20 protein-coding genes and 1 tRNA gene are annotated in these 17,972 nt (G+C 71.3%); 12 read left to right on the top strand and 9 right to left on the bottom strand.

The annotated features are described in order from the left end of the window. The first annotated feature begins 67 nt into the window (after positions 1-67). Positions 68-155: transfer RNA gene (locus ACFWU9_RS27090), tRNA-Leu, on the top strand. A gap of 323 nt (positions 156-478) precedes the next feature. After that, positions 479-1,264: a thioesterase II family protein gene (locus tag ACFWU9_RS27085; protein ID WP_384322852.1), complete on the top strand. Its 786-nt coding sequence runs from the start codon at positions 479-481 to the stop codon at positions 1,262-1,264. 28 nt (positions 1,265-1,292) lie between these two features. Here ACFWU9_RS27085 and ACFWU9_RS27080 read toward each other — a convergent pair whose 3' ends face one another. From ACFWU9_RS27080 to ACFWU9_RS27070, 3 genes are all read right to left on the bottom strand, one after another. Continuing rightward, positions 1,293-1,958 carry an MBL fold metallo-hydrolase gene (locus ACFWU9_RS27080; RefSeq protein ID WP_384322850.1) on the bottom strand — a complete coding sequence of 222 codons (666 nt, stop codon included), beginning with the start codon at positions 1,956-1,958 and terminating at the stop codon, positions 1,293-1,295. After that, positions 1,958-3,073, bottom strand: coding sequence for an S-(hydroxymethyl)mycothiol dehydrogenase (locus ACFWU9_RS27075; RefSeq protein ID WP_384322847.1), 1,116 nt, complete (start codon positions 3,071-3,073; stop codon positions 1,958-1,960). Before ACFWU9_RS27075 ends, ACFWU9_RS27080 begins: the two co-directional genes overlap by 1 nt. A 71-nt stretch (positions 3,074-3,144) precedes the next feature. Further along, on the bottom strand, positions 3,145-3,846 hold the full coding sequence (locus ACFWU9_RS27070) for a FadR/GntR family transcriptional regulator (RefSeq protein ID WP_384322845.1): 702 nt from the start codon (positions 3,844-3,846) through the stop codon (positions 3,145-3,147). A gap of 131 nt (positions 3,847-3,977) precedes the next feature. On the opposite strand from ACFWU9_RS27070, the gene ACFWU9_RS27065 reads away from it, so the two are divergent. Beyond that, complete coding sequence (locus ACFWU9_RS27065) at positions 3,978-4,499, top strand: gluconokinase (RefSeq protein ID WP_384322843.1); 522 nt, start codon at positions 3,978-3,980, stop codon at positions 4,497-4,499. 59 nt (positions 4,500-4,558) lie between these two features. Beyond that, entirely contained in the window at positions 4,559-5,965 is a 1,407-nt protein-coding gene (locus ACFWU9_RS27060) for a GntP family permease (protein ID WP_384322841.1), read from the top strand. 52 nt (positions 5,966-6,017) lie between these two features. On the opposite strand, the gene ACFWU9_RS27055 is transcribed toward ACFWU9_RS27060, so the two are convergent. Both ACFWU9_RS27055 and ACFWU9_RS27050 read right to left on the bottom strand, forming a co-directional pair. Continuing rightward, on the bottom strand, positions 6,018-6,698 hold the full coding sequence (locus ACFWU9_RS27055) for a cytochrome b/b6 domain-containing protein (RefSeq protein WP_384322839.1): 681 nt from the start codon (positions 6,696-6,698) through the stop codon (positions 6,018-6,020). Beyond that, positions 6,640-7,305, bottom strand: a complete 666-nt coding sequence (locus ACFWU9_RS27050; protein WP_384322883.1) for a molybdopterin-dependent oxidoreductase — start codon at positions 7,303-7,305, stop codon at positions 6,640-6,642. Before ACFWU9_RS27050 ends, ACFWU9_RS27055 begins: the two co-directional genes overlap by 59 nt. Positions 7,306-7,451: 146 nt before the next feature. On the opposite strand from ACFWU9_RS27050, the gene ACFWU9_RS27045 reads away from it, so the two are divergent. After that, positions 7,452-7,889 carry an ASCH domain-containing protein gene (locus ACFWU9_RS27045; protein WP_384322836.1) on the top strand — a complete coding sequence of 146 codons (438 nt, stop codon included), beginning with the start codon at positions 7,452-7,454 and terminating at the stop codon, positions 7,887-7,889. Positions 7,890-7,913: 24 nt separating this feature from the next. Here ACFWU9_RS27045 and ACFWU9_RS27040 read toward each other — a convergent pair whose 3' ends face one another. Then, positions 7,914-9,569, bottom strand: a complete 1,656-nt coding sequence (locus ACFWU9_RS27040) for an FAD-binding dehydrogenase (RefSeq protein ID WP_384322834.1) — start codon at positions 9,567-9,569, stop codon at positions 7,914-7,916. Between the two features lie 168 nt (positions 9,570-9,737). Here ACFWU9_RS27040 and ACFWU9_RS27035 point away from each other — a divergent pair, with 168 nt between their 5' ends. From ACFWU9_RS27035 to ACFWU9_RS27025, 3 genes are read left to right on the top strand one after another with little or no spacing between them, the layout of a single operon-like run. Continuing rightward, positions 9,738-10,268: an NUDIX hydrolase gene (locus ACFWU9_RS27035; RefSeq protein ID WP_384322832.1), complete on the top strand. Its 531-nt coding sequence runs from the start codon at positions 9,738-9,740 to the stop codon at positions 10,266-10,268. A 10-nt stretch (positions 10,269-10,278) separates the two neighbouring features. Further along, positions 10,279-10,671 carry a YidH family protein gene (locus ACFWU9_RS27030; protein ID WP_384322830.1) on the top strand — a complete coding sequence of 131 codons (393 nt, stop codon included), beginning with the start codon at positions 10,279-10,281 and terminating at the stop codon, positions 10,669-10,671. Further along, a complete protein-coding gene (locus tag ACFWU9_RS27025; protein WP_384322828.1) occupies positions 10,671-10,991 on the top strand; it encodes a DUF202 domain-containing protein in 321 nt (106 codons plus the stop codon). Before ACFWU9_RS27030 ends, ACFWU9_RS27025 begins: the two co-directional genes overlap by 1 nt. 10 nt (positions 10,992-11,001) lie before the next feature. Here ACFWU9_RS27025 and ACFWU9_RS27020 read toward each other — a convergent pair whose 3' ends face one another. Further along, positions 11,002-11,961, bottom strand: coding sequence for a hypothetical protein (locus ACFWU9_RS27020; RefSeq protein ID WP_384322826.1), 960 nt, complete (start codon positions 11,959-11,961; stop codon positions 11,002-11,004). A 142-nt stretch (positions 11,962-12,103) separates the two neighbouring features. Here ACFWU9_RS27020 and ACFWU9_RS27015 point away from each other — a divergent pair, with 142 nt between their 5' ends. The 3 genes from ACFWU9_RS27015 to ACFWU9_RS27005 all read left to right on the top strand — a co-directional run bounded on the left by ACFWU9_RS27015 (position 12,104) and on the right by ACFWU9_RS27005 (position 14,895). Further along, positions 12,104-12,400 carry a hypothetical protein gene (locus ACFWU9_RS27015; RefSeq protein WP_384322824.1) on the top strand — a complete coding sequence of 99 codons (297 nt, stop codon included), beginning with the start codon at positions 12,104-12,106 and terminating at the stop codon, positions 12,398-12,400. Between the two features lie 250 nt (positions 12,401-12,650). Beyond that, the gene (locus tag ACFWU9_RS27010) at positions 12,651-13,673 is read left to right on the top strand and encodes a phosphotransferase family protein (RefSeq protein ID WP_384322822.1); all 1,023 of its coding nucleotides are present in this window, start codon (positions 12,651-12,653) and stop codon (positions 13,671-13,673) included. Positions 13,674-13,680: 7 nt separating this feature from the next. Continuing rightward, positions 13,681-14,895, top strand: coding sequence for an acyl-CoA dehydrogenase family protein (locus tag ACFWU9_RS27005; protein WP_384322821.1), 1,215 nt, complete (start codon positions 13,681-13,683; stop codon positions 14,893-14,895). Positions 14,896-14,905: 10 nt separating this feature from the next. On the opposite strand, the gene ACFWU9_RS27000 is transcribed toward ACFWU9_RS27005, so the two are convergent. Together ACFWU9_RS27000 and ACFWU9_RS26995 are read right to left on the bottom strand one after the other, a co-directional pair. Continuing rightward, positions 14,906-15,499, bottom strand: coding sequence for a TetR/AcrR family transcriptional regulator (locus tag ACFWU9_RS27000; RefSeq protein WP_384322881.1), 594 nt, complete (start codon positions 15,497-15,499; stop codon positions 14,906-14,908). A gap of 135 nt (positions 15,500-15,634) precedes the next feature. Further along, positions 15,635-16,399, bottom strand: coding sequence for an SDR family oxidoreductase (locus tag ACFWU9_RS26995; RefSeq protein ID WP_384322819.1), 765 nt, complete (start codon positions 16,397-16,399; stop codon positions 15,635-15,637). Between the two features lie 183 nt (positions 16,400-16,582). On the opposite strand from ACFWU9_RS26995, the gene ACFWU9_RS26990 reads away from it, so the two are divergent. Further along, complete coding sequence (locus tag ACFWU9_RS26990; protein WP_384322817.1) at positions 16,583-17,848, top strand: exo-beta-N-acetylmuramidase NamZ domain-containing protein; 1,266 nt, start codon at positions 16,583-16,585, stop codon at positions 17,846-17,848. Positions 17,849-17,972 lie beyond the last annotated feature (124 nt).

Below are 17,972 nucleotides of genomic sequence, written 5' to 3'. Positions count from 1 at the left end.
GGCAGTGCCCGATGTTTGCTATGGTTTTCCACGTCGGAACGGCCTTCGGTCGTCCGGCGGACACCTTGTCCGGGTGGCGGAATGGCAGACGCGCTAGCTTGAGGTGCTAGTGCCCTTTATCGGGCGTGGGGGTTCAAGTCCCCCCTCGGACACCATCGTTGACGTGATGCCGGCCGGGATTCCTTTCCCGGTCGGCATTTCGCTTTCCGGCGTTGCGCCGGGCCGCTCCCAGCGAGGGAACAACGGCATTGTTGCGGACGTGTGAATCACAGCGGAATTCTGGATTTCCGCACGCCTTTCATTGATCATGACTCGCCGGGCCCGGACCTACCCCTGCCACCCCTAAGATCCTCATCGAACTCCCTGGTGAGGGCGGTGATCGAGCAGAATAGGGGTTGCCCGCAGGGGGGCGCGCTGGCACGTTTGCGATGGAATTCTCAGTCGACGTGTGCCCCCAGAATGAGGCGACGGAAACATCATGACTCTCGCGTTCAGCGAAACGAAGCCGTGGATTCGACGCTTTCGGCCGGCATCCGAAGCACGTACCCAGTTGGTGTGCCTGCCGCACGCGGGAGGGTCCGCGCCCTTCTTCCTTCCGATGACCAAGTCCCTCTCCCCCGAGACCGATGTGCTGGCCGTGCAGTATCCGGGCCGCCAGGACCGCCGGGACGAGAAAGGCATACCCAGCATTCCGCGGCTGGCGGACGCGGTGGCGCGTGAGCTCCTGGAGTGGGCCGACCGCCCGATGACCCTCTTCGGTCACAGCATGGGCGCCTCCGTGGCGTTCGAGGTCGCGCGGCGGCTGCGGGACGCGGACGTGGAGGTGCTCGGGCTGATCGTCTCCGGCCGGTGCGCGCCGCCGTGCCGGTGCATCGCCAGGCGCCGGCTCTTCACCGACGAGGACATTCTCCGCAACGTCCGCAAGCTGAGCGGCACGGACTCCGAGGTCCTCGGTGACGAGGACGTCGTACGGATGATCCTGCCGGCCCTGCGCAACGACTACTCGGCCGTGCTCTCGTACCGCAGCGAGCCCGGGGCGACGGTCCCGTACCCGATCGTGTCGCTGATGGGCGACTCCGACCCGCAGGTGCCGGTCATCGACGCGCGGCCGTGGGCGGACCACACGGAGTCGACGTTCGACATGCACGTGTTCCCGGGCGGCCACTTCTACCTCAACGACCAGCACGCCGACGTCGCCAGGACGGTCAGGCACCACATCAACCGGTGGTCCACCGCCGACGCGCTGCGGGACCGCGTCGCCTGAGTCGACGACACGGCCCCGGGGGGCCGGTTCAGCCGCCGGCGCGGATCCACTCGTCCAGGTGCGGCGCCTCGGCGCCGACGGTGGTCGAGTCACCGTGTCCGGTACGGACCACGGTCCCGGGCGGCAGCGTCAGCAGCCGCTCGCGGATCGACTCGATGATCGTCGGGAAGTGCGAGAAGGACCGGCCGGTGGCGCCGGGCCCGCCCCGGAAGAGCGTGTCGCCGGTGAAGACCGTGGACAGCTCGGGGGCGTGGAGGCAGACCGCGCCCGGCGCGTGGCCGGGTGTGTGGAGCACGGTGAGGGTGATGCCGGCGACGGACAGGCTCCGGCCGTCGGTCAGTTCGCCGTCCGGCAGCCGCTCCGGGTGGGTCTGCTTCCAGAGCGGCAGGTCGTCCGGGTGCAGCAGGATCGGCGCGCCGGTGGCGGCGGCGAGCGCCGGGGCCGCGTCGATGTGGTCGTTGTGGGCGTGGGTGCAGACGATCGCGCGCAACGTCCGGCCGCCGAGGGCGGTTTCGATGGCCCTGGCGTCGTGGGCCGCGTCGATGACGACGGCCTCGCTGTCGTCCCCGACGATCCAGACGTTGTTGTCGACGTCCCAGGTGCCGCCGTCGAGCGAGAAGGTGCCGGAGGTGACGAGGTTCTCGACGCGGACGCCGGACGCGGCCGTGTCGGCGGCGGGGTCGGCGGCGGCCATCAGAGGACCACGACCGAGCGCAGGACGTCGCCCTCGTGCATACGGGCGAAGGCCTTCTCGACGTCGTCGAGTCCGATGGTCTCGGTGACGAAGGCGGACAGGTCGATACGGCCCTGCTGGTGCAGGTCGATCAGCAGGGGGAAGTCGCGGGAGGGCAGACAGTCCCCGTACCAGGACGACTTGAGCGAGCCGCCGCGTCCGAAGACGTCGAGCAGCGGCAGTTCGAGCTCCATCTCCGGGGTGGGGACGCCGACCAGGACGACGGTGCCGGCCAGGTCACGTGCGTAGAAGGCCTGCTTGTACGTCTCCGGGCGGCCGACGGCCTCGATGACGACATCCGCCCCGAAGCCCCCGGTCAACTCCCGGATCGCCTCAACGGGGTCGGTGGAGCGGGAGTTGACGGTATGGGTCGCGCCCATCGACTTCGCCGTGGTCAGCTTCCGGTCGTCGATGTCGACGGCGATGATCCGGGCCGCGCCGGCGAGGCGGGAGCCGACGATCGCCGCGTCGCCGACACCGCCGCAGCCGATGACGGCGACGGAGTCGCCCCGGCCGACGTTGCCGGTGTTGATCGCGGCGCCGATGCCGGCCATGACACCGCAGCCGAGGAGTCCGGCGACGGCCGGTGCGACGGCCGGGTCGACCTTGGTGCACTGTCCCGCGGCTATCAGGGTCTTCTCCGCGAAGGCGCCGATGCCGAGCGCCGGGGAGAGCTCCGTGCCTCGCCCTGAGCCTCCGCCCGGGGAGGTACCCCCGAGGAGGGTCATCTTCTGAGTGGCGTTGTGGGTGTTGAAGCAGTACCAGGGCCTGCCGCGCAGACAGGCGCGGCAACTGCCGCAGACGGCGCGCCAGTTGAGAATGACGAAATCACCGGGGGCGACATCGGTGACACCGTCGCCGACCGACTCCACCACGCCCGCCGCCTCGTGGCCGAGGAGGAAGGGGAAGTCGTCGTTGATCCCGCCCTGCTTGTAGTGCAGATCGGTGTGGCAGACACCGCACGCCTGGATCTTCACCACGGCCTCGCCGGGGCCGGGATCGGGGATCACGATCGTCTCGATCCGCACCGGCTCGTTCTTGCCGGGTGCCACGACGCCTCGCACCTGCTGCGACATGTAAGGACCTGCCTCTCCATCGAGCCTGAAGAGCCAAGTCTGACATCGCGCCGCGCGGGCGGGGGCCCCGGTCAGGGAGCCAGGACGTCGAGTTCCTGGAGGGCTCCGACGGCGATCTGCCGGGTCAACTCCTCGGCGCGGGCGGCGTTCCGCTCCCGTACGGCCTCGGCGACCTGTACGTGCAGGGTCACGGCCGCCGGGTCCGGGTCGTGGAACATCACCTCGTGCCGGGTACGGCCCGTGAGGACCTCGGCGACCACGTCCCCGAGCCGCGCGAACATCTCGTTGCCGGACGCGTCGAGCACCACCCGGTGGAAGGCGATGTCGTGCCGCAGATAGCCCTCCAGTTGATGTCCGCGCGAGGTGGCGACCATGCCGAGGGCCTGCTCGGTGAGGGCGGCGCACTGTTCGGGGGTGGCGTGCGTGGCGGCGAGGCCTGCGGCGACCGGTTCGATCGCGGAGCGCAGCACGGTCAGTGAACGCAGTTGGCGCGGCCGGTCGTTGCCCGCGAGGCGCCAGCGGATGACGCGCGGGTCGTAGACGTTCCACTCGGCGGCGGGCCGCACGGTCACGCCGACGCGGCGCCGGGAGTGGACGAGGTGCATCGATTCGAGGACGCGGACCACTTCCCGTACCACGGTGCGCGAGACGTCGAAGCGCTGCGCGACCTCGTCGGTGCGCACGATGCCGCCCTCGGGGTACTCGCCCCCCGTGATGGCCAGACCGAGGGAGTCGAGCACATGGGTATGCAGGCCCCGGCCTTCTGTGGTCATGGCGGAAGCCTACGGGGCGGGCTCGGCGAATAAAAAATATGACAAGTGAGTGACGACGTCTTGAATACGTCGTACATATGAGTTTCAGTATCGCGGAGGCAGCGGAGCACGCGTAGACAGCGAGGCATCAGATGAACACCCCCCACGTCGTCGTGGTGATGGGCGTGGCAGGTACCGGCAAGACCACCGTCGGTCCCCTGCTTGCCGCCGCCCTGGGCGTCCCGTACGCCGAGGGCGACGACTTCCACCCGCCCGCGAACATCGCCAAGATGTCCGCGGGCACCCCGCTCGACGACGCCGACCGCCATCCCTGGCTCGACGCGATCGGGCGCTGGGCGCACGGCCGCGCCGGGCTCGGCGGGGTCGTCAGCAGTTCGGCGCTCAAGCGCGCGTACCGCGACCGGCTGCGGGCGGCGGCGCCCGGCGTCGTCTTCCTCCACCTCACCGGTGACCGAAGCCTGATCGAACGGCGGATGGCGGACCGCAAGGGGCACTTCATGCCCACCGCCCTGCTGGATTCACAGTTCGCCACGTTGCAGCCGCTGGGCGGCGACGAGGCGGGCGTCACCGTCGATGTGGCGGGCACCCCCGACGAGATCGCCGAGCGCGGCATCGCCGCGCTGGCCGGACTCGACCGTCCCCAGGGCCCCTAGGGGCCCGAACTCCCGAGACAGACAAGCCAGTCCACTCCCCGATACCTAAGGATCCCCCCGTGACCAGTCTCAGCGTCGAGACGCTGGCAGCGGACGCCGTAGAACCGATCACCTCGGCCGGCAACACGCAGCTGGGCATCGCCGTTCTCGCCGGCATTGCCGTCATCGTCCTGCTCATCACCCAGTTCAAGCTGCATGCCTTCCTCGCCCTGACCATCGGCACCCTGGCGCTCGGCGCGTTCGCCGGCGCGTCGCTGGGCGACACCATCACCAGCTTCTCCACCGGTCTCGGCTCGACCGTCGCGGGAGTCGGGGTGCTGATCGCGCTCGGCGCGATACTCGGCAAGCTGCTCGCGGACTCGGGCGGCGCCGACCAGATAGTCGACACGATCCTGCGCCGGGCGAGCGGACGTGCCATGCCCTGGGCGATGGTCCTCATCGCCTCCGTGATCGGGCTGCCGCTCTTCTTCGAGGTCGGCATCGTGCTGCTGATCCCGGTCGTGCTGCTGGTCGCCAAGCGGGGCAACTTCTCCCTGATGCGGATCGGTATCCCGGCGCTGGCCGGCCTCTCCGTGATGCACGGACTGATCCCGCCGCACCCCGGCCCGCTCGTCGCGATCGACGCCATCGGCGCCGACCTCGGTGTGACGCTCGCGCTGGGTCTGGTCGTCTCGGTCCCGACGGTGATCATCGCCGGTCCGCTGTTCTCCCGTTACGCCGCGCGGTGGGTGGACGTCCAGCCGCCCGAGCGGATGCTCCAGACGCTGGAGAAGCGCCCGTCCGAGGAGAGCGACAGGCGTCCGAGCTTCGGCGCCACCGTCGCGACCGTTCTGCTGCCGGTCGTGCTGATGCTGATCAAGGCACTGGTCGACATCGTCGTGGACGATCCGGAGAACCAGGTCCAGAAGGTCGCCGATGTCATCGGCTCCCCGCTGATCGCGCTGCTCGCGGCGGTGATCGTCGGCATCTTCACGCTGGGGCGGGCCGCCGGGTTCACCAAGGACCGGATCTCCTCGACCATCGAGAAGTCCTTCGGGCCGATCGCGGGTGTGCTGCTGATCGTCGCCGCGGGCGGCGGGTTCAAGCAGACCCTGATCGACGCGGGCGTCGGCCAGATGATCCTCGACTTCTCCGAGGACTGGTCGATCCCGGCGCTGCTGCTGGGCTGGCTGATCGCGGTCGCGATCCGGCTGGCGACGGGCTCGGCGACCGTCGCGACGATCTCGGCCTCCGGTCTCGCGGCGCCGCTCGCCGCCGACATGTCCACGTCCCACGCGGCGCTGCTGGTGCTGGCGATCGGGGCGGGCTCGCTCTTCTTCAGCCATGTCAACGACGCGGGATTCTGGCTGGTGAAGGAGTACTTCGGGATGGACGTCGGGCAGACGATCAAGACCTGGTCGGTGATGGAGACGATCATCTCCGTCGTCGGTCTCGGCGCCGTGATGCTGCTCTCGCTGATCCTTTAGCGGACGGCTCTCGTGGGCCGGTAGGGGCGGAGCGGGTAACGGAGGGCCGGGGTCACTCCTCCTCCTTCCACAGAGGGTGCTCCCGCTCCGCCCACGGCCGTTCCACCGATCCGGTCCGCATCCCGCGCCGCGCCTCCGGGTCGGCGAACGCCATCCCGATGTGCCCGAGGAGCACGAGCCCCACGGCCAGCGACAGCCAGTCGTGCACGAACGTGGCGCTCGTCCGCCAGACCAGCGGCGTCAGCCAGGTGAACCACATCATCAGGCCCGTCGCGAGCATGACCAGTACGGCTCCGGCGATCCAGCCCCCGTACACCTTCTGCCCCGCGTTGAACTTGCCCGCGGGCCGCGACTCCGGCCGGAAGTCGCGCCGTCGCACCGCCCGCAGCCACTCCTTGTCGTACGGCGCGAAGCGGTTGAGCCGGCGCAGGTCGGCGCGGAAGGCGGGGGAGGCGAGCCCCAGGAGGAACGGCGCGGGCAGCAGCAGCCCCGACCACTGGTGCAGGGTGACCACCAGATAGCGGCGCCCGACGAGTTCGGCGAGCTGTGGTACGTACAGACAGGCCGCCGTCACCACGCAGACCAGCATCAGGACGGCGGTCGCGCGGTGGACCATCCGCTCGGCGCGGCTGAACCGCCGCCGCAGGGGCGGACGGGCCGGGCCGACGGGGCGTTCAGACGGTCGGGGTGTCGGTACGGCCGTTGGACCGCCCGACCCAGGCGTCGACGTCATAGCCGCGCTCCTCCCAGTAACCCGGGCGGACGTCGGAGGTGACGGAGATCCCGGAGAGCCATTTCGCCGACTTGTAGAAGTACATGGGGGCCACGTAGAGCCGTACCGGACCGCCGTGCGCGTGCTCGACCGGCTCGTCCCGCATCCGCAGCGCCACCAGGACGTCGGGCCGCCTCGCCTGCTCCATGGTCAGGCTCTCGCTGTACGTACCGTCGAAGCAGGTGAAGCGGACCGCCCCGGCGTCCGGCCGCACCCCGGCGGCGTCGAGAATCCGCGACAGCCGTACGCCTTCGAACGGTGTCTCCGGCACGCGCCACCCGGTGACGCACTGGACGTCACGGACCACGCGGGTCTGCGGGAGCTTCCGCAGGGCGTCGAGCGTGTACGTGGTGGGACGGTCGACCAGCCCGTCCACCGTGAGCCGGTAGTTCCCGGGGCCCTTGCGCGGTACGGAGCTGGCCACCGAGTAGTAGCGGAACCCGCCGCCGTTGGGCAGCAGCCCGGTCAGCCCGGTCGGATCGGTGTCGGCCACCGAGCCGAGGAAGCTTTCGAGCCCCCGCTGGAGATAGGGCGCCGTGACGACGCCGGCCGCGCCGAGGCCGAGCATGGAGAGCACCAGGCGCCGCCCGACGGGCGTGCCCTCCGGGTCGCTGTGTGGAGTGGTCACCCCTTGATTCGAACACCATGGGGGCGCGGAAGCCAGGGGCGCCGGCTTTCCGTCATGGTTTCGTCAGACTCCGGCAGACTGACGCCATGGAGACACCTCAGGAGCACCGCGAACCACTCCCGCCCTTTCTGCTGGCCTTCCCCGGGCCGCTGCGCGATCAGCTGGTCGCGGCGGTGCTCTCCGGGGAGAAGGTCTCGACGACGGGCCTGCTGGCCGAGTACGAGGCGGAGAAGGAGGAGCTGCCGCCGGTCGGCGAGCGTTCGGCGCTGATCGACTCGGACGGCCGGGAGATCGCGGTGCTCGAACTCACGGAGGTACGGGTGCTGCCGCTGGGGCAGGTCGATCTCCAGCACGCGCTCGACGAGGGCGAGGGGTACGACTCCGTGGAGGCGTGGCGCGCGGGCCACGAGGCGTTCTGGCACGGCGACGAGATGCGGGAGGCGCTCGGCGACCCGTCGTTCACGGTGCACGACGGGACTCTGGTGGTGGCGGAACGTTTCCGGGTCGTCGAGCGCCTCCCCTAGCCCCCTTCGCCGAGGGCCGCTCGCTCAGGCCACGGCCTCCGCCGCCGCCCGCCCGGCCGCGCGTCCGGAGAAGACGCAGCCGCCGAGGAACGTCCCTTCCAGCGAGCGGTACCCGTGCATCCCGCCGCCGCCGAATCCGGCCGCCTCCCCCGCCGCGTACACCCCGGCCAGCGGTGTGCCGTCCTCCCGCAGGACCCGTGACGACAGATCGGTTTCGAGCCCGCCGAGCGACTTGCGGGTCAGGATGTGCAGCCGTACGGCGATCAGCGGGCCCGCCTCGGGGTCGAGAACGCGGTGCGGCGCCACGGTGCGGATCAGCTTGTCGCCGAGATAGGCGCGCGCACCTCGGACTGCGGTCAGCTGGAGGTCCTTGGTGAAGGGGTTCGCGACCTCGCGGTCCCGGGCGGTGATCTCGCGGCGCAGCTCGTCCTCGTCGATCAGCGGTTCCCCGGTGAGCGCGTTCATCCCCCGGACGAGCGAGGCGAGGTCCTTCTCCACGACGAAGTCGGCGCCGTTGTCCATGAACGCCCTGACCGGTCCGGGCACGTCCTGGCGCGCGCGCTTGATCACGTCGCGGACCGACCTGCCGGTCAGGTCGGGGTTCTGTTCGGAGCCGGAGAGCGCGAACTCCTTGCCGATGATGCGCCGGTTGAGGACGAACCAGGTGTAGTCGTGCCCGGTGTGCATGATGTGGTCCAGCGTGCCGAGCGTGTCGAAGCCGGGGAACAGCGGCACCGGCAGCCGCCGGCCGCGCGCGTCGAGCCAGAGCGACGAGGGACCGGGCAGGATCCGGATGCCGTGCGCGGCCCAGATCGGGTTCCAGTTCTCGATGCCCTCGGTGTAGTGCCACATCCGGTCCCGGTTGATGTGGTGGGCGCCTGCCCGCTCGGTGATGCCGAGCATCAGACCGTCGACATGGGCGGGTACGCCGGAGAGCATCGTGCTGGGCGGGGTGCCGAGGCGTTCGGGCCACTGCGCGCGTACGAGGTCGTGGTTGCCGCCGATGCCGCCGGACGTCACGATCACGGCCTGCGCGCGGAGTTCGAAGGTGCCTGTGGTGACGCGGCTGCTGGCCGTGCCGCGTTCCGCGTCGCTCGGCTCCAGCACCTCGCCGGTCACGGTGTCCAGGGTGCCGGCGTTCGCGGCGAGTCCGGTGACCCGGTGGCGGAAGCGGAAGGTCACCAGTCCCTTGGCGACGCCCTCGCGCACCCGCCGTTCGAAGGGCTCGACGACGCCGGGTCCTGTTCCCCAAGTGATGTGGAAGCGCGGCACCGAGTTGCCGTGGCCGCTCGCGCCGTAGCCGCCGCGCTCGGCCCACCCGACGACCGGGAAGAAGCGTATGCCCCGCTCACGGAGCCAGGAGCGTTTCTCACCGGCGGCGAAGTCGACGTACGCCTCGGCCCAGCTGCGCGGCCAGTGGTCCTCGGCCCGGTCGAAGCCGGCCGTGCCGAGCCAGTCCTGGAGCGCGAGGTCCCGGCTGTCCCTGACCCGCAGCCGCCGCTGCTCGGGCGAGTCCACGAGGAACATGCCGCCGAAGGACCAGTGCGCCTGCCCGCCTATGGACCGCTCCGGCTCCTGGTCGAGCAGGATGACCGAGCGCCCGGCGTCGACGAGTTCGGCGGTGGCGACCAGTCCGGCCAGTCCCGCGCCGATCACGATCACATCAGCGTCGTACGCCATGGGTTCCCACCTTCTCGGGGCGACTGAGGTGGTCCGATCTTCCGTACGGGCCGGTAACGAGTCAACCGGTGCGCGGGCCGGGCTCTCCCGTACGACGGCGGACCGGCCGTACCCCCGCCCCGGTCAGCGGCGCCGCCCGGCCGGACGGCGGGTGCTTGGATGGGGAGCATGAGCTCCGCTGACGAGATCATCGACATCGTCGACGAGAAGGACCGCGTCGTCCGCAGGGCCACGCGCGGCGAGGCGTACGCGCGGGGACTGCGGCACCGCTGTGTCTTCGTCCTCGCGCGCGACACCGAGGACCGGGTCTTCGTCCACCGCAGAACCGCGACCAAGCTCGTCCACCCCTCCCACCACGACATGTTCGTGGGCGGTGTGGTGGGCGCGGGCGAGAGCTACGACGACGCGGCGCTGCGCGAGGCCAAGGAGGAGCTGGGGGTCCCCGGACTGCCTCGCCCGCGCCCGCTGTTCTCGTTCCTGTACGAGGCGGACGACGGCCCGATGAGCTGGTGGTCGCGGGTCTACGAGGTCCGGTGCGTGCTGCCGGTCTCGCCGCAGGCGGAGGAGATCGACTGGCACGCGTTCCTCACGGAGGAGGAGTTGGAGCGCCGGCTGGCGGAGCGCGGCGGCCCCGGGGGGTGGGCCTGGGCGCCGGACGGCGTGGCCGCGTACGAACGGCTGCGCGCGGACAGGGCCTAGGGTGCGAGGTGTGAACGACTTCGTGCGGAGCCTGCGCCTGTGGTTCGCGCCCCGCCGGATCAGGGACGAGGGCACGACCCCGGACTACCGCTTCTCACTGGCCAACGAGCGCACCTTCCTCGCCTGGATCCGGACCTCTCTCGCCCTGGTGGGCGGCGGGTTCGCGGTCGATCAGTTCCTGCCGGACCTGCGCTGGGGTGTGCGGGTGGGGCTGGCGGTGGTGCTCTTCGCCATCGGGGCGCTCAGCGCCCTGCGGTCCATCAGCCAGTGGGTGCGCAGCGAGCGGGCGATGCGCCGGGGCGAGGATCTGCCGGTGACGGCGTTCCCGACGCTGCTGGGTCTGTCGGTCGCCGCCGTCGCCCTGGTCATGCTGGTCGTGGTGGCGGCGGACGGGACCCGCTGATGGGGGGCCCGGCCGCCGGGGCGACCCGCGATCCCGGACTCCAGCCGGAGCGGACCCGGCTGGCCTGGCGGCGTACGACGCTGACGTACACGGTCGTGGCGGTGCTCGCGGGCCGGCAGGTCCTCCGGGACGAGGTGACGGCCGCCGGGGTCGCGGCGGCGGTGGTGAGCGCGCTCGTCTGGCTGGTGTTCCTGTGGGTGGCGCACCGGCGGATCACGGTTCTGGACACGCCGGAGCCGCGCCCGCTGCCGACGGGCGCGGGGGCCGCCGCGGTGGTGTGTGTGGTCTGTCTGGCGGCGTTCGGCGTGAGCGTCCTGTAGGGGGCGGACCTCAGCGGTCGCCGGTGCGGTAGCGGGCCCGTGTCCCGGCGCGGGGGCGGGCGCCGGAGCCGGTGCGGGAGGTCGCCCTCGTACGCAGGGCCAGGGCGATCCGGCGCTGTTCGCGCCCGGCGAAGCCCGGCTCACGGGCCATCAGCCGGATCAGCTCCTCCCGTACGTCGGTGCCGCGGCCCGCCTCGGTGAAGTACCGGGCCTCGGCGAGCGCGCGGGCGACCCGGTCGTGCCGGGGCGCCGGCGTCGACGGCTCGTCGAACCAGTTCCGGTGCGGGAAGGACTCGTTGACCTTCGGCTGATGGTCTGCCAGATACGCCCACACCCGGCCGTCGAGGGACACGTCGCTCATATGACCGGCGGGCAGGGTCCGTACCCACGCGTTGCACGGGTCCTGCTGCCAGCGCCAGGTGTGGGGGCCGGGGCGGACACGGCGTGTCACCGCGACATAGCGCAGCTTGCGCCGGACCACCGCCCACGGCTCCCGGCTCTCCTCGATCCAGTCGGCGAGCCCTCGGTGGAGCGTGCCGTAGCTGCGCCCCTCGGCGACGACGTCGACCAGGGCGATGGGGCGCTTGCGGCGGGCCAGCGCGTACGGCTCCAGGCCCACGGAGGCGAGATGTTCACGGAAGCGGCGCCGGGCGGCGGGGCTCCAGGCGGCGTCGCCCATGCAGGAGATCGGCAGCCGCAGGAGTCTCCCGTCCCACGGCGAGTGCTCCAGCGCGCCGGTCAGCAGGTCGTACATCGAGTCGAGCGACCGGCCGAGGAAGCAGAGGTCGGCGCCGTCGGAGCGGGCGAGGACCTTGGCGGTGGCAGCGGTCAGCTCGGGGAGCACGGAGGGCTCGGGCGGGCTCTGGACCCGGTGGGCGCCGAGCGTGCCGAGTCGGTCGGGCCGGCCGCCGCCGAACGCGGACAGCGACCAGCGGTAGGGCTGGGGCGGCGGGGGTGCTTCGGCCTTCATGTCTCCCAGTTCAGCAGCGCGGGTCCCGTCCGGTCATTCGATTTTCGGGACGCGAACCGGACTCACCGGCCGGCGCTGACAGGGCTGATAGCGTCCCGTCCGGGTGGGCAAATCACCACCGAACCCAACAAAGGCGTACATCATGAAGGCTCTTCATCAGGAACACCCGACGCACGAGCACTCCCACGGACCGACCTGCGGCCATACCGAGGTGCGGCACGGCGACCATGTCGACTACGCGCACGACGGCCATCTGCACCGGCGGCACGCGGAGCACTGGGACGAGTGCGAGCCGGCCGCCCATGTCGTCCACGAGGGCCATCCCCACCAGCACGGCGAGGGCTGCGGCCATCCCGCCGTGGCGCACGGCGACCACCGGGACTATGTCCACGACGGCCATCGGCACGCGGCCCACGAGGGGCACTGGGACGACCACTGACAGCCCGGGCACACCGCCGGGGCGCCTCGCCGGGTCCGTGCGCCGGACCCGGCACGCCACTCCCGCCGCTCCGGCCACTCCCACCGATCCCGCCACTCCCTCCGATCCCCGCCGATCCCCGCCGATCCCGTCGGCCCGGGTCACGGACGGGGCGCGGTTCCCGTCGCGCACTGGACGGCATACCGACTGGTCGGCATCATGAACGGCGAGGCATCCGACCGCCCCCCGCCCGCCCATGGAGGTACGACCGATGAGCGCCAGTCCCCCACCAGGACTCGACCCGGGGCGGCTGCGCGGCCGTCTGGACCGCGAGCGCCCCGGTCTGGTGGGCGGGCCGCTGAGCGCCCGGCTGATCGAGGGCGGCCGGTCGAATCTGACGTATCTGGTCACCGACGGCTCCCACGAGTGGGTGGTCCGCAGGCCGCCGCTCGGCCATGTCCTCGCCACGGCGCACGACATGAGGCGCGAGTTCCGGGTGATCAGCGCGCTGTACCCGACGGCCGTACCGGTGCCGGAGCCCCTGCTGCTCTGCGAGGACCCGGAGGTGCTCGGGGCGCCGTTCTACCTGATGGAGTACGTGGAGGGGACCCCGTACCGTACGGCCGAACAGCTCGCCCCGCTCGGCCCCGGACGCACCCGCACCGCCCTCCTGGGTCTGGTCGACACCCTCGTCGAACTGCACGCGGTGGACCCCGGGGAGGTGGGGCTCGCCGACTTCGGCCGGCCCGAGGGCTTCCTCGACCGCCAACTGCGCCGCTGGGCCAAGCAGTTGGACGCCTCGCGCAACCGGGAGCTGCCCGGCATCGACGAGTTGCACGCCGCCCTGGGCCGCGCCCTGCCGGTCTCCCCCGCACCCACCGTCGTCCACGGGGACTACCGGCTCGACAACGTCCTTCTCGGTGACGACGACCGGATCAGGGCGGTGCTGGACTGGGAGATGTCCACCCTCGGCGATCCGCTGACCGACCTCGGTCTGCTGGTGATGTACAGCGCGCCGCTGGAGATCACGGGCTCCCCGATCAGTACGACCGCGGGCGCGCCCGGTCACCCGACGCCCGCCGAGCTGGTCGAGCGCTACGCCGCCGGTTCCGGCCGCGACACCTCGGCGATCGCCTGGTACACGGCCTTCGCCTGGTTCAAGCTCGCCGTGATCCTCGAAGGCATCCACTACCGCTACACGCTGGGCCAGACGCTGGGCGGCGGTTTCGACCGCATCGGGGACCTGGTCCCCGTCTTCATCGAGCACGGCCTCACCACCCTCCAGGAAGGCTGACCCGTCCATGGACTTCGCGTTCGACGCCCGTACCGAGGAACTCCGCGCCAGGTTGCTGACGTTCATGGACGAGCACGTGTACCCCGCCGAGGCGGTCGCCCAGGAACAGCGGGGCCGGCTCACCGACCCCTGGGACACCCCGGCGGTCGTGCCGGAGCTCAAGGCGGAGGCCCGGGCACAGGGTCTGTGGAATCTCTTCCTCCCGGACGCGGAGCACGGCGCGGGGCTGACCAACCTCCAGTACGCGCCGCTCGCCGAGATCACCGGCCGCAGCCCGCAGTTGGCCCCGACGGCGCTCAACTGCGCGGCGCCGGACACCGGGAACATGGAGGTGCTCGCCCAGTTCGGCAGCGACGAGCAGAAGAAGCGGTGGCTGGAGCCGCTGCTCGACGGTGAGATCCGCTCGGCGTTCGCGATGACGGAGCCGGAGGTCGCCTCGTCCGACGCGACGAACATCCGGACCAGGATCGAGCGCGACGGCGACGACTATGTGATCAACGGCCGTAAGTGGTACATCTCCGGGGCGATGAACCCGGACTGCCGGATCTTCATCGTGATGGGCAAGACCGACCCGGACGGCGCCGACACCCGCCGCCAGCAGTCGATGATCCTCGTCCCGCGCGACACCCCCGGTCTGACCGTGGTCCGCGCGATGAGTGTGTACGGCTACGAGGACCACTCCCACGGCGGCCACGCCGAGGTCCTCTTCGACAACGTCCGCGTCCCGGCGGCGAATCTGATCGGTGAGGAGGGCGGCGGCTTCGCCATCGCCCAGGCCCGCCTCGGCCCCGGCCGGATCCACCACTGCATGCGGCTGATCGGCATGGCGGAGCGGGCCATCGAGCTGATGTGCCGGCGGGCTGTCTCCCGTACGGCCTTCGGGAAGGCCATCGCGCAGCAGGGTGTGGTCCAGAACTGGATCGCCGACGCGCGGGTGACCGTGGAGCAGCTGCGGCTGCTGGTGCTGAAGACGGCCTGGCTGATGGACACGGTCGGCAACCGGGGCGCGCACACGGAGATCCAGGCGATCAAGATCGCGACGCCGCGCGCGGTGGTCGGCGTCATCGACAGCGCGGTGCAGCTGCACGGGGCGGGCGGGGTGAGCCAGGACTATCCGCTGGCGGAGCTGTGGGCCGCCGCGCGGACCCTGCGGCTGGCGGACGGGCCCGACGAGGTGCACCAACGGTCGCTGGCGCGGCGGGAGTTGAAGAAGTACCTGTAGCCGGCGGGAGTCAGGGGCGCAGCGCGCGCAGCAGCAGGTCGGCGAGGTGGTCGGCGACCTGCTGCGGGGTGAGCGGACCGTCCGGCCGGTACCAGGTGGAGAGATGGTGGACCGATCCGAAGTGGTAGTCCACCACCAGGTCGGCCGGTGTGGCGGAGGTGAACACCCCGCTGCGCTGGCCCTCCTCCACGAGCGCGCGGAAGCGCTCGTGGTAGCGCCGGCGCTCGGCCCGTACCTGCTTGTTCTTCTCCGGGCTCAGATGGTGCATCGAGCGGAAGAAGATCGCCGCGTCGTCCAGATTGTCGATGGTGGTCACGACCACGTCGGCCGCCGCCGCGCGCAGCCGCCGCTCGACCGGCTCGTCGGCGTCGGCGAAGGCGTCCAGCCGCTCCTGCTGGAGGCGGAGCACCCGGGCGTACACCTCCTGGAGGAGGTCCTCCTTGGAGCCGAAGTAGTGGTACAGCGCGCCCTTGGTGACGCCCGCCGCCTCGACGATCTCCTGGACCGACGTGCTGCCGTAGCCCTGCTCGGCGAAGAGCCGGGTGGCGGCGGCCAACAGCCGCTGGGGAACCGGGACACCGTTCCCGTCCGTCTTCCTGGCCACTGTCGCCACCTGCCTTTCCTCGGTCCCGAGCGGTGTCCGCCGCCATGGTGCCGGCCGCTCTCTCCTGGCGTGAACGCGGCCACCGCCCGAGGATCTTCCCACCCGTGGCCCCGGGCGGCGCGCCCAGGACCTCACTCAGGGCCCGGTTCCTTCCCATTTCTGCTGAATCTGGTTCATGCTGGCCAGCCAGCGGTCGGTGTCGCCGGAGCGGGAGCGGTAGTACTCGGCCACGTCGGCGTGCGGCAGCACCAGGAACCGCTCCTCGTCCATGGCCTCGAAGAGCGCGTCGGCGACCTCGTCGGGCTCGATCGCCGTCGGGGCGAGGACGAGCTCGCCGGCCGATCCGGCGGCGGTCAGCATGTCCGTACGGACTCCCTGCGGGCAGATCGCGTGGACCTTGAGCCCCCGGTGGCTGTAGGTCAGCGAGAGCCATTCCGCGTAGGCGAGGGCGCCGTGCTTGGTGACGCTGTAGGGGGCCGCGCCGATCATGGTGAGCAGTCCCGCGGCGGAGACCGTGGAGATGAACCGGCCCTCGCCGCGCTCCAGCCAGTCGGGCAGGAGGATCCGGGAGGCCCGTACATGCGCCATCACGTTGACGTCCCAGGCCGACGCCCAGACCTCCTCGTCGGCGAACGGGTCACCGGCCGTGCCGTAGCCCGCGTTGGCGCAGTAGATGTCGACGGTGCCGCCGAGCGCGTCGCGCGCCTGCTCGACCACGGCCGAGGCCTCGCCCGGTACGGGGATGCCGCCGATGCTCGCGGCGACGGCGTGGGCCTTGACGGCATCGAGGTCGTTGACGACGACCCGGGCGCCCCCGGCGGCGAATCTACCGGCGAGCGCGGCGCCGATACCACCGCCGGCTCCTGTGACCACCACTCGCGCGCCCCGCACCGTACTCATCGGACCTGCCTCTCGAATCCACTGTGGAACACACCGCTGGACCCAGGCAGACTAACCAGTCGGTATGTCGCAGGGAAGGGAACCTCCGGAACGGGCGTGCGCGCGGCCGAAACGGGCCGTCGGACCCGGCCGCCCCCTAGAGTCCGTGTTCATGACAGATGGTCCGATCACGGAGGTGGCCGAATGAGCCTGTCCAGACGAGGTCTGCTCGCCGCGGGGGGAGCGGTGGGCGCCGTGGGTGCCGCGGGGGTGGCCGGGACTCCGGCCGCGGCGGCCGACCGGGGCCGGGGCGGTGACGGCGGGCGGGTCCGTACGGGCTTCGACCGGCTCGCGGCCGACGGCTACCGGCTGCTCGACGGCCGGCGGGTCGGGGTCGTCACCAACCCGACCGGTGTGACGGGCGACGTCCGGCACATCGTCGATGTGATGCACCCGGACGAACGGGTCGACCTGACCGCCGTCTTCGGCCCCGAGCACGGTTTCCGGGGGACCGCCCAGGCCGGCGGCTCGGAGGGGAGGTACGACGACCCGGCGACCGGACTGCCGGTGTACGACACGTACCAGATCAGCGGGGACCGGCTCGCCGAGGTCTTCACCGAGTCCGGTGTCGACACGGTCGTCTTCGACATCCAGGACGCGGGCGCCCGCTTCTACACCTACATCTGGACGCTGTACGACTGCATGGAGGCGGCGGCTCTCGCGGGCAGGCGCTTCGTCGTGCTCGACCGCCCCAACCCCGTCAGCGGCCGGGCGGCGCTCGGCCCGGTCCTGCGGCCGGAGTTCGCGACGTTCGTCGGCCGCAAACCGATCTCGCAGGCACACGGCATGACCGTCGCCGAACTGGCCCTGCTCTTCAACGGCGAGTTCCTCGAACGTCCGGTGGAGCTGGAGATCGTCAGGATGTCCGGCTGGCGCCGCTCCGACTTCTACGACGGGACCGGGCTGCCCTGGGTGCCCCCGAGCCCCAACATGCCGACCCCGGAGACCGCCCTCGTCTACTCCGGCACCTGTCTCTTCGAGGGCACCAACCTCTCCGAGGGCCGCGGCACGACCCGCCCCTTCGAACTCCTGGGCGCCGAGGGGATCGACCGTACGTGGGCCGAGGCCGCCAACGCCGAGGGCCTTCGCGGGGTCCGCTTCCGGGAGGCCTACTTCGCGCCGACCTTCTCCAAGTTCCAGGGCAGGACGGTCGGCGGGGTCCAACTGCACGTCCACGACCGGGAGTCGTTCGACCCGGTGCGTACGGGCATCGCGCTGCTGGTGACGGCGAAGAGGTCGTGGAGCGGCTTCGCCTGGCGCCCGGACAACTGGATCGACAGGCTGACCGGCTCGACGTCCGTCCGCACGCTGATCGACGCGGGGGCGGACACCGACGAGGTGGTCGGCGCGTGGCGGGAGGAACTCGCGGAGTTCCGGGCGACCCGGAACCGGTACCTCCAGTACCGCTGAGCGGAGGGGCCTGTCCGAAGGGCGGGCCCCTCGCCGTCAATCGGACCACCTCCGGCGGCAGCCCTCAGGGTGAAAACGCGCCTGATGGCTGCCATCGCATTTTCGATGGCACCGGATCGGGCAC

Origin of the sequence: Streptomyces sp. NPDC058653, assembly GCF_042716895.1 — a bacterium.
In the GTDB taxonomy this organism is placed as follows: domain Bacteria; phylum Actinomycetota; class Actinomycetes; order Streptomycetales; family Streptomycetaceae; genus Streptomyces.
The sequence above is the reverse complement of the archived record's forward strand: the minus strand, read 5'-3'. Positions and strand labels throughout refer to the sequence as shown.